Consider the following 15,637-nt stretch of genomic DNA (forward strand, 5'->3'; position numbering starts at 1 on the left):
GAGTCGTTTTAGCGTGGCTTAGTGTAGCCGAGGTGCTCTCCGCTGGAGACCTCACGTACGTCATTGTTAGTGATGTTCACACCGAAGTTCTTCATGTTAGTGACCATGACCATGACTTCTGGCAGTGGCGTGGAGGCGTATTCTTTTTCTCTGCTGATGCGTAGTAGGGGTTCTCCTGCGGTAATGTGAGTTCCTGTTTCGACTAACGCTTTGAGCCCGTAGTGGTTTCGTTGGGCGACGTCTACTCCAATGTGTATGAGCACTTCTGCCCCTTGTGGCGTGCAGATGGCGCATGCTTGGAGGGTGTTTTGAATGAGAACGATACGTCCACTCACGGGCGCGTTGATGGTTTCTTCTGTCGCTTCTACGGCGTAGCCTTCTCCTAGTAGCCCACTGGAGAATACGGGGTCTCCGACAAGGTTTAGTGGCTTATATGTTCCTTGTACTGGCGAGAAGAGTTCTTCTGGCGTATATGGTGTGGTTGAGAGCGTGGCTGTTCTCTTTTTTCGTCTGAATCCAAACATCGTTCTCCTTTGGACGCATGTTGTTTCTCTACACACCATGAGAGTAACCCAGAACACTCTTGAGTGGTATTTAGCCACTCATAGATACAGAAATTTTACGTGTTCTTGGCTTGTCTCGACATTGTTATATACAAAGTATCTTCTGCGCGGGTAACGTTGATACGAGTTCTATCATGATGAGGAGAATTGTGGCTGATACTGTACAAAATGCTGAACTTGAGGTGTTTATTCCCGCTCCGGGAGAGAATCCTGACGACCCGCAAGATATAGAGCGTGAGGAGTTTCTTAGGACAGCTCAGCAACTTCTTGATGAAGGTTTAGATATTGTTGTTTATTCAACAGATTCTTATCCGAGCGCTTTTACGCAGTGTGTTCCGGTAGCTGATCAGATTGAGATATCGGGTGCTGATGTGCTCCCTATTTTGTTGGTTGATGGTGAGGTGAAGGTGTCTTATCACTACCCTGACGCTGAACAGTTACAGCGTTTTTCGCGCGCTCGTAGTGTTCAGCAGAAAAAGGTGTCGGCGACTGCCGCTGGTTGTGGCCCTGTCGCCACAGAGTCGGCTCCCCCTGCAAAGCCTTCAGCTCCGGCAGGTTTTGCTGCAACGTTAGCGGGTCTTTCTCAGAATCCTTCTGGGGCACCGGATATTGGTCAGCGTCAGAACCTGATGGAGTCTGCGGAGAATCAGGATGAGTTTTCAGACGAGGAATTATCTGAGGTAGAGCGTCGACTCTCTGGTGCGCCGGCTTCTGGGGGTTGTGGTTGCGGTGGCTGTGGTTGCGGATAGGGTCTATCCGTTCATATCACCTAAACTAAAGTATTGAGAATTATTAGCGTGTTCTTCAGCAGTGATGTTGAAGTTCTGTATGGTCTTTGAAAGGACGCTCCTATGACAAGCACTCCTCATATCAACCCTCAGGGTGTTCCTATTGCAAAAACTGTTCTTTTGCCGGGGGACCCTCTTCGTGCGCAGTTTATCGCGGAGAATTATCTGAGCGATGTTCAGCAGTTTAATACTGTTCGTAACATGTTTGGGTTTACAGGAATGTTTAATGGTCAGCAGGTTTCTGTGATGGGCTCTGGCATGGGTATTCCTTCTGCGAGTCTTTATACTTATGAGCTGATTCATACGTTCGGTGTTGAGCGCCTGATTCGTATTGGTTCTTGTGGTGGCATGCAAGATCAGCTTGAACTATTCGATATTGTGGTTGCGGCTTCAGCTTCTACAGATTCTCATTTCATGCATCAGTACAAGCTTCCTGGTACTTTTGCCCCGACTGCATCGTGGAGTCTGCTTTCTGCTGTGGCGCAGGAGGCTGAGTCTCAGGGTGTTCAGTTGCATGTGGGTAATGTTTTGTCTTCTGATGTATTTTATCGTCATGATCCTTCTGATGCTCAGCGTTGGGCTCAGATGGGTGTTCTTGCGGTTGAGATGGAGACTGCTGGTATTTATTCTGTTGCGGCACATGCTGGTGTTGAGGCGTTGGCTTTGTTCACGGTTTCTGATCATTTGTTTAAGGGTGAAGAGACCACCAGTGAGCAGCGTCAGAAGAGCTTTACTCAGATGATGGAGCTTGTTCTTCCGGTTGCTGCACGTTAAGGGATACTGGCGTTTATGATGTCTGATTTTGCGCGAGTGGAGCATCGCCCATCGCTTGTTCTTGCTGGTTTACGTGAGACGATTGATCCTGCTGTTGGCAATGCTGATGTGTGGGAGCGTGTTTTGAATACGGTTAAGCTGGCTGGTTTTAGCACTGAGGATACTCAGCAGGTTGCCATTATTTTTGGTGCTAATATGCGTCAAGAGTTTGATTATATGGCTGGTTTGGTGGTGAATTCTCGGGATAACGCGCAGGCTTTGGGTTTGAATGCTGCAGAGGTTCCTGCTGGTGATTATGCCATTGTTGATGTTCGTGGCCCTGCCCCGTTAGCGTCTATGACGGGTTTGGATTATCTTTTGGGTACGTTTTTGCCTGAGAGAGCTTTGACGGCGTCTGGTCCTGCACTGGAGGTGTATGGTCCTGGGGATACTAGTTCTGAGGATTATATGATGCAGGTTTGGGTTCCTGTTAAGGCACTTTGAGAGGGTAGTTCTTCTCGTTTTTTGGTGTAGAAGGTCGCTTCACTGTTTGGTGGAGCGACCTTTTTCGTATGGTGTTTGTTTGGTATGAGTGTTTTTTCAGTTCTGGTGTGCACGGTGCAAGTTAGGTATCACGTTCTGGGGCTGAGGTGTATGGTGCAGGTGGAAATGTTCTGCTAGCCAGATAGTTTATACGGGGTTTTCTAGGCGTTCTATTGTGACAAGAAGTAGGGGGTTCTTGTTTTTTCGGGTGGGGTATCAGGGTGAGGTTTTTTGCAATTTTTTCCAGTCTTTAACGCAAAATAAAGAAACTTTGTAACTATGTCAGTACAAACATTGACATTTGGGTGTGTGATGGGGCACGCTATAACTAACAGCTTTTCGGCGAGGACGCCAAACCCATACGACCCCACTAAGGAAAGATTTCATGTACGACCTTCTCACCATGGGCCGCATCAGCGTTGACGTATACCCTAACGACATTGGAGTCGGACTAGAAGACGTCACATCATTCGGTAAATACCTCGGTGGCTCCCCTGCAAACGTAGCGGTAGCAGCTGCCCGTTACGGACATAAAACTTCGGTCATTACCCGCGTTGGCAATGACCCTTTCGGCACTTTTCTTCGCCGTGAACTCAAAAAATACGGTGTAGACGAAGCTCATGTTTCAACTGATCCTCAGCTGCAAACATGCGTAACTTTCTGCGCTATCAAGCCGCCAGAAGATTTCCCCCTATACTTCTACGGCCGCTTCCCCACCGCACCAGATTTACAGCTCACCGAAGCAGACATCAACAAAGAAGCTGTCAAAGAGAGCCGTATCTTCTGGAGCACTCTAACAGGAATGTGCCAAGAACCAGCTCGTAGCGCGCAACTTGCAGCACATGAGGCACGCCCACGAGATCTCCTCTCCGACGAACAACACACCATCCTCGACCTAGATTACCGCCCCATGTTCTGGGAAAACATTGAGCAGGCACAACAAGCTGCTCAACAGCTTCTCTCCTATGCAACTATCGCTATCGGAAACCGCGAAGAATGCGCCGTAGCAGTTGGAGACGGCACCCCAGATGAACAAGCAGACCGACTCCTTGAAGCAGGCGTCAAACTTGCTGTCGTGAAGATGGGTGCCAACGGTGTTCTTGCAAAGACCGCAACCAGCCGTGTGGTATGCGCACCAACACCAGTTGAAACAGCTAACGGTCTTGGCGCTGGAGACTCTTTCGGCGGAGCTTTTGTGCACGGCGTGCTCTCTGGCTGGGAACTCGATAAGGTACTCGACTTTGCCAATGGTGCAGGCGCTATCGTCGCATCACAAATTGCATGTTCGGATGCTATGCCTACCGAATCTGAAGTACAAGAGTTCCTCGCTCAATATGGGCGCAACTTCTAAGCACCGCACGAGCCAAATTTTTCAGGAGATTACAATGTCCCATTCTCACGATGAAGAGCGTGACCCTAGACGATATGAGCATCTCACACGTATCCGTCTAGAGGACCCTCAAGCTATCCAACGTGCAGCCGACAACCGTGTTCGCCACGAAGGCCCACGTTATGGAAAACAAAACTTTATCGTCGCTGCAGATCACCCTGCACGCGGAGCAAACCGCGTCAAAGATCATGCAATGGCGATGGCAGATCGTCGCGATCTTCTTGACCGCCTACAAATTGCACTCAAAAACCCAGCGGTGGACGGTGTTCTCGCGTCTCCCGACATTCTCGACGACTTACTCCTTTTAGGTGCTCTTGACGGAAAGCTCGTCTTCGGGTCGATGAACCGTGGTGGTATTAGTGGGCTTGTCAACGAAATGGACGACCGCTTCACCGGACACACTGCCGAATATCTCAAGCGTATTGGCGCTGACGGCGGCAAAATGCTCACCCGCATTCACTACGGTGATGAGAACACTGTAGCTACCCTAGAGGCTTGCGCTCAGGCAGTTAATGCTTTAGCAGAACAAGAACTCTACGCGATGGTTGAGCCTTTTATCTCAGAAACTCATAACGGCGCTATTCGTAACAATCTCTCTGCTGATGCCGTCATTACCTCTATCGGTATTGCTGAAGCTCTTGGAACTAACACCGCTTATACGTGGATGAAACTTCCTGTTGTTGAGGAGATGGAACGAGTTATGGCAGCTACGACGATGCCGACTGTCCTTCTGGGTGGAGATCCTTCTGGTTCTCCCGAAGAGGTATTCTCTAGCTGGGAAAATGCGTTGAAGCTCCCTGGTGTTCAGGGTCTTACGGTAGGGCGCACCTTGCTATACCCTGCAGATGGCAATGTTGCTGGTGCTGTTGAAACAGCCGCTTCACTTCTACATCACACCATCACCGATTAATCTTCTTTCATTCACCTTTTGACGTATAAGGACACAAATTATGGGTTTTCAAAAACTCTCTGTAGCTCAGACTGTGGTGAAGTTCTTAGCGAACCAGTACACCGTAGACACCATTGATGGGCAGGAATACTGTGAGCGCACTATTCCTGGTATTTTCGGTATTTTTGGGCACGGCAATGTTGCCGGCATGGGGCAGGCTCTTCGCCAGTATCAGGAACTAGATCCTTCCTTGATGCCGTACTATCAAGGCCGTAATGAGCAAGCTCAGGTAGACCAAGCTGTTGGGTATGCTCGCCATACTCGTCGTCGTGCAACATACGCGGTTACCACGTCAATTGGCCCTGGTGCTTCAAACATGGTTACGGGTGCAGCTCTTGCGACAACGAACCGTCTTCCGGCATTGCTTTTCCCGTCAGACCAGTTCGCTACTCGTGTTCCGGATCCTGTTCTTCAGCAGCTAGAACGTTTTGACGCAGCAGATGTGACGGTTAATGATATTTTCCGTCCTGTAAGCCGCTATTTTGATCGTGTATGGCGTCCGGAGCAGGTTTTCTCTGCACTTTTGAACGGTATGCGTGTTTTGACTGACCCCGTGGATACAGGTGCAGTAACGATTGCTTTGCCTCAGGATGTTCAGGCAGAAGAAATTCTTGTTCCTGATGAGTTCCTTGCTCCTCGCCATTGGCGAATCCGTCGCCCTGAGCCAGAAGACGTTGATATTCAAGCAGCGATGAGTGTTATTCGCGAAGCGAAGAAACCTGTCATTGTTGCTGGTGGTGGCGTACATTATGCGTTTGCTCAAAATGAGCTACGTCAGTTTGCAGACGCAACAGGCATTCCTGTCACATACACTCAGGCTGCTGTTGGTGTGATGGATTGGGATCATCCTTTGTGCTTGGGTGCTGTTGGTTCCACTGGTTCTACGGCATCTAATGCTCTTGTTCGTGATGCTGATGTGATTATTGGTATTGGTACTCGTTACGAAGATTTCACAACGGCTTCTCGTACGGCATTCCAAAATCCTGATGTTAAGTTTGTCAATATCAACGTTGCAGCATTTGATGCGTATAAGCACAGTGGTGTTGTTGCGATGGTTGCTGATGCAAAGAAGGCTCTTATTAAGCTCAATGACGCATTGAGCGGTTTCAAAGTTTCTTCTGCTGTTACGGAGGAAGTTGCTTCAGAAAAGGCTCGTTGGAATGGCATTGTTGATGATGCTTTTGCTGAGCGTTATCGCCCGTTGATGAGCCAAAACGAAATTATTGGTGCTGTCAATGAGGCAATGGACGACCGCGATGTTGTGGTGTGTGCAGCGGGTTCATTACCTGGTGACCTCCACAAGATGTGGCGAGTTAAGGACGCTTATGGTTACCACGTTGAATACGCATATTCATGTATGGGCTATGAGATTCCTGGCGGTTTGGGTGTGAAGCGTGCGTCGTTAGATACCCAAGATGGTCGTGATGTTGTGGTGATGGTTGGCGATGGTTCTTATCTGATGATGAACACTGAGTTGGTCACTGCGGTAGCAGAAGGTATCAAACTGATTGTTGTTTTGATTCAAAATCATGGCTATGCGTCTATTGGTGCACTCTCTGAGTCTGTTGGTTCTCAGCGTTTTGGTACGAAGTACCGCACCTTGGATAAAGAGACTCACAGTTTTGATCATGGCGATACTTTGCCTATTGATTTGGCAGCGAATGCTCAGTCTTTGGGTGCGAAGGTTATTCGTGTTGAACCGGGTGAGGATGTTCGTGAGCGTTTGCAAGATGCTGTGGCTCAGGCGAAAGCAGCACCAGAAGGTTCCGGCCCGATTGTTATTCATGTTGAGTCTGACCCGATGATTGATGCGCCGTCTTCTGAATCGTGGTGGGATGTGCCTATTACGGGTGTGAGTGAGCTTTCTTCTACTCAGAATGCTTATGAGACCTATCGTGAGAAGAAGGCCATGCAGCGTCCTCTTCTTGGACCTTAAGTTTTAGTTGTCGTGTGTGCTGTGGCGCATGAGTGTTACAGCACGCATTATCCCGATATTTTTCTATCTCTATACAAGGAGTAAATATGTCATACGAAGTTCTACACTTCATCAACGGCGAAGAAGTACCTAGCTCTGGTTCTGCTCGTCAGGAAATTTTTAACCCTGCTACCGGAGATGTTCTAGGGTCTTTGCACCTTGGTTCTCAGGACGAGCTTGAGAAGGCTGTTGCTGCTGCGAAGACTGCTGCAAAAGGCTGGTCTGAGCTATCTTTGGCAAAGCGCACCGCTGTTCTTTTCCGTTTCCGTGAGCTTCTTGTAAAGCACACTGGAGAGTTAGCAGAACTTGTTGTTTCAGAACACGGCAAGGTTCTTTCTGACGCTCGCGGTGAAATTGCTCGTGGTCAGGAAATCGTTGAGTATGCTTGCGGTATTACCAACCTTGTGAGTGGTCGTTTCACTCCGCAGGCCGCAACTGGTATTGATGCGTATTCTGTTCGTGAGCCTTTGGGCGTTGTTGCTGGTATTACTCCATTCAACTTCCCTGTCATGATTCAGTTGTGGATGGCGCCTTTGGCTATTGCTGCTGGTAACGCTTTCATTTTGAAGCCTTCTGAGCGTGACCCCTCTGCTGCAAACTTCATGGCAAAGTTGTGGAAGGAAGCTGGTCTTCCTGATGGCGTTTTCAACGTTTTGCACGGTGGCAAAGAGACCGTTGACGGTCTTTTGACTCATCCTGATGTTGATGGCATTTCGTTTGTTGGTTCTACTCCTATTGCTCGTTATGTTCATGAGACTGGTACGAAGCACGGCAAGCGTGTTCAGGCTCTTGGCGGAGCGAAGAACCATGCGTTGATTATGCCTGATGCTGATATGGATGTTGTTGCTGAGCACCTTAACGCTGCAGCTTTTGGTGCAGCGGGTCAGCGTTGCATGGCTATTTCTGTTGCTGTTGCTGTGGGAGAAGCCGCTGAGAAGACCATCGAGAAGGTGACCGCTTTAGCTCGTAACATCAAGGTTTCTAACGGTATGGATAAGGACGCTGATATGGGTCCTTTGATTACTCCGCAGTCTTGTGAGCGTGTTCAGCGCATTATTACTGAGGCTGAGAAGGCTGGCGCTACCGTTGTTATTGATGGTCGTAACCTTGTTGTACCTGGCCATGAGAAGGGTAACTTTGTTGGCCCGACCATCTTGGATAATGTTTCACCTGAGATGAGCGCTTATGGTGAAGAGATTTTTGGTCCTGTTTTGGTAGTTATTCGTGTTAATACTTTGCAAGAAGGTATTGATTTGATTAACTCCAATCCCTTCGGAAATGGTACCTGCATCTTCACTTCCTCTGGTGCTGCAGCTCGTACCTTTAGCCGAAAGATTAAGGTCGGCATGGTTGGTGTCAATGTTCCGTTGCCTGTTCCGTTGGCAAATCACTCTTTCGGTGGTTGGAACGATTCGCTCTTTGGTGAGCACCATATTTATGGTGAAGATGGTCTTCGCTTCTACACTCGTGGCAAGGCTATTACTCAGCGTTGGCCTGAGCCGAAGCAAGCTTCTGGAGCGAACTTTAATTTTGAGTCACGTAACTAGTGACTAAAAAGGATCCTTTATTGGATGTGTGATGGTTGTGAGGGGTTAGTAGCTAGTGATTACTGGTTACTAGCCCCTCCTCTTTTGTGGTTGTGGCTAGGGTTGATGTAGGTTCTTTGAAGGTTCATAATTTTTCTCAAACTTTTTCTTCTACTATGTTCACCACCACACATTATTTGATAGTATGTCTTTACATAGTTAAGGGTTTTTGAAACTCTTCATTTTCACCCAGACAACACTTTTCAACGATGAAAGCGTGAGAACATGACCGAGAATAACCTCATCATTGGCACAGCCCCCGACTCTTGGGGCGTATGGTTCGCCGACGACGACGCTCAAACACCGTGGCAGCGTTTCCTAGATGAAGTTGCTGAAGCTGGCTACAAGTGGATTGAACTTGGACCTTACGGCTACCTCCCTGCAGAACCAGAGGTTTTGGCTCGCGAACTTAAAGAGCGCGATTTGCAAATTTCTGCTGGAACTGTTTTCACGGCTTTCCATCGAGGCGGACAGGAGCAGTGGGATATCGCATGGGAGCCCGCTCGCAAGGTTGCTGAACTAACAGCAGCTATGGGCGCAAAGCACATTGTTGTTATTCCGGCTCTTTGGCGCGATGACAAGACCGGCGAAGAACTAGAGCCATCAACCTTGACCGAACAGCAGTGGGATAATCTTGCTCAAGGACACAACAAGCTTGGAGAAACCCTTCAGCGCGACTTCGGCTTGTTCCAGCAGTTCCACTCCCATGCAGATTCTCATGTTGAGACCATGGAAGAGATTGAAAAGTTCCTTGCTGTAACTGACCCGAAGCTTGTTACTCTCTGCTTGGACACCGGACATGCCCAGTATGGTGGAGCTTCTTCTGTTGAACTCATTGAAAAGTATCCTGAACGCATCGGGTACTTGCACTTGAAGCAGGTAGACCCTGAGATTCTTCGCCGAGTACGTGAAGAAAACATGACCTTCAAAGATGCAACCGCAAGTGGAGTGATGTGCGAACCACCTCACGGATTGCCTGACTTGTCGAAAGTTATTGAAGCTGCTGAGGCTCTCAACCGACCACTCTTTGGCATTGTTGAGCAGGATATGTATCCTGTGAAATCTTTTGATATCCCACTACCTATCGCTCAGCGCACCAAAACTTATCTACTTGGTTGCGGTTCTCGCACCGTAATTGGCTAAAGATAACCCAACTTCATCTGTTATTGAAAAGGAAGTAAAGATGTCTCAGGATATTCGTGTTGCCGTTGTTGGCGCTGGACGTATGGGATACGACCATATTCGTCGTATTCACGAACGTATTGATGGCGCACGCGTTAGCGCAGTAGTAGATATTGATGAGTCTAAGGCTATTGAAGCTCTTGAAGGTATTGATGGAGCTCAGGTTTATACTGATTTCCACAAGGCTCTTGAGTCTGACAGTGTTGACGCTGTTTTAATTGCGACTCCTGGTTTCTTACATGCACCTGTTTTACAGCCTGCATTAGAGGCTGGATTGCCTATTCTTTGCGAGAAGCCACTCACCCCAGATTCAGCCTCTGCATATGAAATTGTTAAGGCTGAAGTTGCTACCGGCAAGAAGTTGATTCAGGTTGGCTTCATGCGTCGTTTTGATGGCGGTTACCGCACTATTCGTGCAGCTGTTCAAGCTGGTTCTTATGGTGAACTTTTGCAGCTTGATTGCGAACATATTAATCCGTATGTGTTGGATTCTTATACGGGGCGCAATCTCATTGACGACACTGTTGTTCACGAGTTTGACGGAGTTCGTTATCTGACTGGTGAAGAGATTAAGACAGTCCGTGTAATCTCTGGCAAGAAGACCAAGCATGCTCAAGGTGAGCTTGCTGATCCTGCAAAGGTCATTATGGAGACTGAGTCTGGCGTACTGGTAACGGTTAGCACTCATGTCACTGCTCGTTTTGGATATTCTGTAACTACTCGCGCGGTATTTGAAGAAAACCACATTTCTGTCGGTCAAGATTTGACCTGCCCCAGTTTTGAGCCTCGCTTTGTTGATGCATATGATCAAGAAGTTCAGGCATGGATTAATGCCATCAGCAAGGGTGAGCATACTGGCCCATCTGCTTGGGATGGTTATGCGGCGGCTGCTTGTTGTGAAGCTGGTTTTGCGGCGTTGAATTCCGGAAATGTTGAGCAGGTTGTTCTCGAAGAGAAACCTGATTTGTATCGCTAAAGATATTTTCGGGTATCTACGCTAGAGGGGGTACCAACACGTTGGTACCCCCTCTTCGCGTATCTGCTTGTCTTTGCACTCTTTTTCTTAGATTAGGGCTGATTGTCGTTTCAAGAAAAAGGGGATAAAAAATTTTCTTAAAAAGATTGTCATTATGTCATGACAAATATATAGTGTTTAGTAACACATTGGGTTCTCTGTTGAGTAATCGGTTACTAAAACCACACACTCTATAGAGCATGAGGTTAGGTAAGCTCGCCTACAGAGACTATCGTTTAACCTCATATATCTACTATCGACATTTCTTATAGACGAAGGAGTCATAATGTCAGGACACTCTGTTAGTGCGTCGGAGGCGAACTTACCGCCTCTCACCAAGGGGCCTCACAGTAAACGCCTCGGCCAGGTCGCGGTTGTAGCAACTCTCGGCGGTTTGCTCTTTGGCTACGACACCGGTGTCATCAACGGTGCTCTACTTCCCATGTCAGAAGAGCTAGGCCTCAACGAAAAAACAGAAGGTATCGTTACTTCTTCACTCCTTTTCGCTGCAGCATTTGGCGCACTCTTCTCCGGTGGCATTTCCGACAAATTTGGTCGTCGTAAGACCATCATGGGGCTCGCAATTATCTTCTTCCTCGGCGCATTAGCGTGCTCCTTCGCACCAAGCCTAGGCCTACTCGTCCTTGGACGCGTCCTACTCGGTATCGGCGTCGGTGGCGCTTCCACCGTCGTTCCTGTATTCCTTGCAGAACTCGCACCCTACGAAATTCGCGGCTCCCTCTCTGGTCGTAACGAAATGATGATCGTTGTTGGCCAGCTCGCAGCATTCGTCATCAACGCATTCATCGGTAACGTATGGGGCCACCTCGATGGCGTCTGGCGTATCATGCTCGCTATCTGCGCAATTCCTGCAGTATTCTTATTCATCGGCATGCTCCGTATTCCAGAATCTCCTCGCTGGTTAGTCTCTAAGGGTCGTCTTGACGAGGCAACTGAAGTCCTCCGACAGATTCGCACCGAAAAACGTGCAGAAGCTGAGGCTAAGGACATTCAGCGAACCCTCGAAAAAGAATCCACGATGATTGCTCCTAGCGTGTCATCCATGCTCAAAGACAAATGGATTCTTCGCATCATTCTGGTTGGTGTTGCACTTGCGGTGTTCCAGCAATTCACCGGTATCAACTCCATCATGTACTACGGTCAGATTGTTCTTCAAGAATCTGGATTCTCTAAGAACGCAGCTCTTATCGCTAATATCGCTCCCGGTATTATCGCTGTTGTTGGCGCATTCATCGCATTGTGGATGATGGAAAAGATTAACCGTCGTACCACCGTTATCACCGGCTACACTTTGGTTACTATCTTCCACCTCCTCATCGGTACTGCAGCATTGGTACTACCTACCGACTCTGCAGCTCGCCCTTACATTCTCTTGCTTCTCATCGTCGGCTTCGTCGGTTCGATGCAGACCTTCTTGAACGTTGCAACGTGGGTTCTTCTCTCGGAGATTTTCCCTCAGCAGATTCGCGCATTCGGTATGGGCTTCGCAGTTCTCTGTCTCTGGCTTGCAAATGCTGCAATCTCCTTCGCGTTCCCTTCAATCCTTAAAGCAGTTGGACTAAACTCCACCTTCTTCGGATTCGCCGTCATCAACGCAATCGCAGCGTTCGTGATGTTCAAGTTCCTACCCGAAACCCGCGGTAAGAGCCTTGAAGAAGTGGAAGTTGGCGTCACTACCGGTGCTATCTACATTGTCAAGAACAAATAAACTACCACTGAAATAACCTCTCTTGATGTTCCGTAGCCTCTATTGCTCACGATGGGTATAGGGGCTACGGTTCCATTTTCCTCAGTTCTATACATCTACTACTTTTTTGAAAAGGTCACGTCATGACAACAACACGTACCATTAACGTTGGTCTTATCAGTGTCGGTTGGATGGGAAAAGTCCACAGCAAAGCCTACGCAGCAGTTCCACAGGTCTACCCTGAGTTAGGCATCAAGACTCGTCTCGTTCAAGCCGCAGATACCTCCGAAGAACGCGTCGATTACGCTGTTAATGTTCTTGGTTTTGAAAGCGGAACAACTAACTATCAAGATGTCCTCGCAAACCCCGATATTGATGTTGTCTCTATCTGCGCACCTAACTTCTTGCACGCACAAATCGGCAAGGAAGCAGCAGCAGCTGGTAAAGCTTTCTGGATTGAAAAACCAGCAGGACGCTCCGCGGACGAAACCCAAGAAATTGTTGATGAAGCTCGCAAAAATGGCGTAGTCACTGCTGTGGGATTCAACTATCGCAACACGCCAGCTATCGAATACGCTCGTCAACTCATCAGCGACGGAAAACTTGGAAGAATCACCAACGTTCGTGGTTCATTCTTTGCAGATTATTCTTCAGACCCCCGCGGAGCGCTCTCTTGGCGTTTTGTACGGGACCTTGCTGGAACCGGCGTATTAGGAGACCTTTTAGGGCATCTAGCAGATCTTATTCACTACACAGTCGGCCCTATCACTGAGGTCTGTGCGCTCACCCATACCGTCCATACCGAGCGCCCCAAACTTCCTATGGGAAGCGGAACCCACTTCGCAGTCATTGAAAATGGTGAAATGGCACCGGTCGAGAATGAAGATTACGCCGCACTCTTAGTACGTCTTGGTGGCGTAGGTGCGGTAGGAACTCTTGAAGCCTCTCGTGTGAGTGTTGGCCCACGCGCCCAGTACGCTATTGAAATTTACGGCACTGAGGGCTCCCTCAAATGGGATTTTGAGCGTATGAACGAACTCGAATTAGCTCTTGGATCAGCTGGCGAGCAGGTTGGATACACTCGTATTTTTGCCGGCCCAGGCTTTGGAGATTTCTCCTTCTTCCAGCCAGGGGCAGGAACTTCCATGGGATATGACGACCTAAAAATTATTGAAGCGAAGAAATTCCTTCAAGCATATCTTGGACAAGAAAAGATTCACGCTGATATTCACGACGCACTCCTCGCTAACCGCGTCATCTCAGCGGCAGTAGACTCTGCGGAAACGCAGACATGGCAGGTAGTGGAACCTGTTACTGGCACTAGTGCCAGCGGAGAAGACCTCTCCAAACGATAAGAAGAAAATAACTCCTAGAGATACTTAAGGCTCTTTGAAACTGGAGGGGAAACCGGTTTCAAAGAGCCTTAAGCATACTCAAAACCTTTTAGAAAACTAGGTAAAGAGCCCCCACCCACGTCACAACAATTACAAGACGCTCAAAAACTTTTTGTGGAATACGTCGAGCATAAAACCAGCCTATAAAACTTCCCAGAAGAAGCAGCGGAAGTAAGACTAAACCTAATGTTAACGTGTGAGGGTTCACCAACCCTAAACTCACAGAAAAAGGAAGTTTCAGCACGTTCATCACCGCAAAAAACCAAGCTGTTGTCCCTAAGAAAAGCTGAACGTTAAAACGGCTCGCCAAGAAATACATGTTCATGACTGGCCCACCAGCATTAGCGACCATCGTGGTAAAACCACCAAGTCCCCCATAAAACCAAGCAAACTTCTGCGAAGTGTTCTGTGCTGAATGACGGCTCTGACGCTGAAGAAGAGTCAGCACCATCAAAGCCAATAAAATCCAACCAATGCTACGACGAATCACCTGATCATTAGAAACAAAAAGATATGCAGCACCCACAACTAAGCCACAAAGCACAGCCGGCACCAAGGTCAAGAGTGTTTTCCAATGAGCATGTTTTCTATACGCTACTAACGCTGAAATATCGCCGATGATGAGCAATATTAATAATGCGCCCGTTGATATTTTTGCTGGCATGAGAGAAGCAAAAATAATAACAGAAATAAGATTAACTCCCGGAAGCATCGTCTTAGAGATACCCACTAAAAAGGCTGCACATCCTAGAAGAGCCCAAGAAATTAGAGAGTACTCCCCTATAATATTCAGCATTGTTTTTGCCCCATCATGTTAAAGCCAGAGGTGCTAAAGAATAATTCTTTAGCACCTCTGGACATATTATATTTTTATTGTTCTGCGGTGAAAGGAAGACGAGGATCAATCTCCTGATTGTCCCATGTCGAACGGACCCAGCCATGGTGTGGGTCATCGCTGATCAGCCAATCACGAACAGGTCCAGGACCTGCCATAACATTCAAGTAATACAAATCGTAGCCAGGAGCCGCCATGGCTGGCCCATGCCAACCATAAGGCACCAACACCACGTCACCGGTACGCACTTCAGCGTTGACATCAATGGGACGTTCATCTGAAGCATATACACGCTGGTAACCAATCGCATCCTGCGCTTCTGCCGGTGCACCTACTGCAGGGCGAGTCTCAAAATAATAAATCTCTTCTAACGCAGTTTCCCCTTCTTGCTCCACATCATGCTTATGAGGAGGATATGAAGACCAGTTACCAGCAGGAGTAATCACTTCACAGACAATGAAACGGTCTGCTTCTAACGCTGCTGGAGTACCAAAATTATGAACCTGACGAGAACAATTACCGGCACCACGGAGCTCTACAGGAATCTCACTCTTTTTAACATGACGAACCGGATAGTGTGCACGTGCTGGTGCAGAAGAAATAGAAACTCGCGCACCTTTGACCCCGCTAATCACCACAGGGGTATTAATACCGGTATATAAGATATCTGCAGGGCCGTGGAATACAGATTCGCGACCTTCAAGAAGGTACTGTTCGTCACCTATCGTGACGTGAACATCACCGTTCAAGGGCATGATGATACGCTCTTCATCTGCTGCATCTAAGCTCAGAGGTTCTTCCCCCAAAGTAGCAACACGAATACCAGTATGTTTCCAGCCTTCTACAGTCGTTGTAGAGTCAGAAGCCCCTAAAGAAACCTCCCATTGGTCTTGGGAAGCAGAACCTGCTGGGTAGAACCACTGCTGTGTCACGGTACTCTCCTATCGTAGAGTTCA

At 48.2% G+C, this 15,637-nt stretch carries 14 protein-coding genes; 11 read left to right on the top strand and 3 right to left on the bottom strand.

Annotated features, from left to right (window positions below; translation table 11 throughout):
- Nucleotides 1-8: 8 nt before the first annotated feature.
- Entirely contained in the window at nt 9-524 is a 516-nt protein-coding gene (locus tag ACN084_RS02860; RefSeq protein ID WP_419105830.1) for a PTS sugar transporter subunit IIA, read from the bottom strand.
- Nucleotides 525-712: 188 nt separating this feature from the next.
- On the opposite strand from ACN084_RS02860, the gene ACN084_RS02865 reads away from it, so the two are divergent.
- The 11 genes from ACN084_RS02865 (at nt 713) to ACN084_RS02915 (ending at nt 13,807) form a co-directional block, all read left to right on the top strand.
- Nucleotides 713-1,312, top strand: coding sequence for an arsenic metallochaperone ArsD family protein (locus tag ACN084_RS02865; RefSeq protein ID WP_419105831.1), 600 nt, complete (start codon nt 713-715; stop codon nt 1,310-1,312).
- 102 nt (nt 1,313-1,414) lie between these two features.
- Nucleotides 1,415-2,125 carry a purine-nucleoside phosphorylase gene (gene deoD / locus ACN084_RS02870; protein ID WP_419101210.1) on the top strand — a complete coding sequence of 237 codons (711 nt, stop codon included), beginning with the start codon at nt 1,415-1,417 and terminating at the stop codon, nt 2,123-2,125.
- A gap of 15 nt (nt 2,126-2,140) precedes the next feature.
- The gene (locus tag ACN084_RS02875; protein WP_419105832.1) at nt 2,141-2,608 is read left to right on the top strand and encodes a GyrI-like domain-containing protein; all 468 of its coding nucleotides are present in this window, start codon (nt 2,141-2,143) and stop codon (nt 2,606-2,608) included.
- 424 nt (nt 2,609-3,032) lie between these two features.
- The gene (gene iolC / locus ACN084_RS02880; RefSeq protein WP_419101212.1) at nt 3,033-3,998 is read left to right on the top strand and encodes a 5-dehydro-2-deoxygluconokinase; all 966 of its coding nucleotides are present in this window, start codon (nt 3,033-3,035) and stop codon (nt 3,996-3,998) included.
- A 34-nt stretch (nt 3,999-4,032) separates the two neighbouring features.
- Complete coding sequence (locus ACN084_RS02885; RefSeq protein WP_419105833.1) at nt 4,033-4,947, top strand: Cgl0159 family (beta/alpha)8-fold protein; 915 nt, start codon at nt 4,033-4,035, stop codon at nt 4,945-4,947.
- Nucleotides 4,948-4,987: 40 nt separating this feature from the next.
- Nucleotides 4,988-6,922: a 3D-(3,5/4)-trihydroxycyclohexane-1,2-dione acylhydrolase (decyclizing) gene (gene iolD / locus ACN084_RS02890; RefSeq protein WP_419105834.1), complete on the top strand. Its 1,935-nt coding sequence runs from the start codon at nt 4,988-4,990 to the stop codon at nt 6,920-6,922.
- Nucleotides 6,923-7,008: 86 nt separating this feature from the next.
- Entirely contained in the window at nt 7,009-8,508 is a 1,500-nt protein-coding gene (locus tag ACN084_RS02895) for a CoA-acylating methylmalonate-semialdehyde dehydrogenase (protein WP_419105835.1), read from the top strand.
- A gap of 264 nt (nt 8,509-8,772) precedes the next feature.
- Complete coding sequence (locus ACN084_RS02900; RefSeq protein ID WP_419101216.1) at nt 8,773-9,690, top strand: sugar phosphate isomerase/epimerase family protein; 918 nt, start codon at nt 8,773-8,775, stop codon at nt 9,688-9,690.
- A gap of 40 nt (nt 9,691-9,730) precedes the next feature.
- The gene (locus ACN084_RS02905; RefSeq protein WP_419101217.1) at nt 9,731-10,705 is read left to right on the top strand and encodes a Gfo/Idh/MocA family protein; all 975 of its coding nucleotides are present in this window, start codon (nt 9,731-9,733) and stop codon (nt 10,703-10,705) included.
- A 325-nt stretch (nt 10,706-11,030) separates the two neighbouring features.
- A complete protein-coding gene (locus ACN084_RS02910) occupies nt 11,031-12,473 on the top strand; it encodes a sugar porter family MFS transporter (protein ID WP_419105836.1) in 1,443 nt (480 codons plus the stop codon).
- Nucleotides 12,474-12,595: 122 nt separating this feature from the next.
- On the top strand, nt 12,596-13,807 hold the full coding sequence (locus ACN084_RS02915; RefSeq protein WP_419101219.1) for a Gfo/Idh/MocA family protein: 1,212 nt from the start codon (nt 12,596-12,598) through the stop codon (nt 13,805-13,807).
- A gap of 88 nt (nt 13,808-13,895) precedes the next feature.
- On the opposite strand, the gene ACN084_RS02920 is transcribed toward ACN084_RS02915, so the two are convergent.
- Both ACN084_RS02920 and iolB read right to left on the bottom strand, forming a co-directional pair.
- Nucleotides 13,896-14,642, bottom strand: coding sequence for a sulfite exporter TauE/SafE family protein (locus ACN084_RS02920; protein WP_419105837.1), 747 nt, complete (start codon nt 14,640-14,642; stop codon nt 13,896-13,898).
- A gap of 74 nt (nt 14,643-14,716) precedes the next feature.
- Complete coding sequence (iolB, locus tag ACN084_RS02925) at nt 14,717-15,613, bottom strand: 5-deoxy-glucuronate isomerase (RefSeq protein ID WP_419101221.1); 897 nt, start codon at nt 15,611-15,613, stop codon at nt 14,717-14,719.
- Nucleotides 15,614-15,637: the final 24 nt, after the last annotated feature.

This window comes from Rothia sp. P7208 (genome assembly GCF_048512915.1).
GTDB lineage: Bacteria > Actinomycetota > Actinomycetes > Actinomycetales > Micrococcaceae > Rothia.

Coding starts and splice junctions, on each gene's coding strand:
- ACN084_RS02885 (WP_419105833.1), top strand. CDS start 4,033: ATGTCCCATTCTCACGATGAAGAGCGTGACCCTAGACGATATGAGCAT.
- ACN084_RS02920 (WP_419105837.1), bottom strand. CDS start 14,642: ATGCTGAATATTATAGGGGAGTACTCTCTAATTTCTTGGGCTCTTCTA.
- ACN084_RS02910 (WP_419105836.1), top strand. CDS start 11,031: ATGTCAGGACACTCTGTTAGTGCGTCGGAGGCGAACTTACCGCCTCTC.
- ACN084_RS02905 (WP_419101217.1), top strand. CDS start 9,731: ATGTCTCAGGATATTCGTGTTGCCGTTGTTGGCGCTGGACGTATGGGA.
- iolD (WP_419105834.1), top strand. CDS start 4,988: ATGGGTTTTCAAAAACTCTCTGTAGCTCAGACTGTGGTGAAGTTCTTA.
- ACN084_RS02860 (WP_419105830.1), bottom strand. CDS start 524: ATGTTTGGATTCAGACGAAAAAAGAGAACAGCCACGCTCTCAACCACA.
- ACN084_RS02875 (WP_419105832.1), top strand. CDS start 2,141: ATGATGTCTGATTTTGCGCGAGTGGAGCATCGCCCATCGCTTGTTCTT.
- ACN084_RS02915 (WP_419101219.1), top strand. CDS start 12,596: ATGACAACAACACGTACCATTAACGTTGGTCTTATCAGTGTCGGTTGG.
- iolC (WP_419101212.1), top strand. CDS start 3,033: ATGTACGACCTTCTCACCATGGGCCGCATCAGCGTTGACGTATACCCT.
- ACN084_RS02900 (WP_419101216.1), top strand. CDS start 8,773: ATGACCGAGAATAACCTCATCATTGGCACAGCCCCCGACTCTTGGGGC.
- deoD (WP_419101210.1), top strand. CDS start 1,415: ATGACAAGCACTCCTCATATCAACCCTCAGGGTGTTCCTATTGCAAAA.
- ACN084_RS02895 (WP_419105835.1), top strand. CDS start 7,009: ATGTCATACGAAGTTCTACACTTCATCAACGGCGAAGAAGTACCTAGC.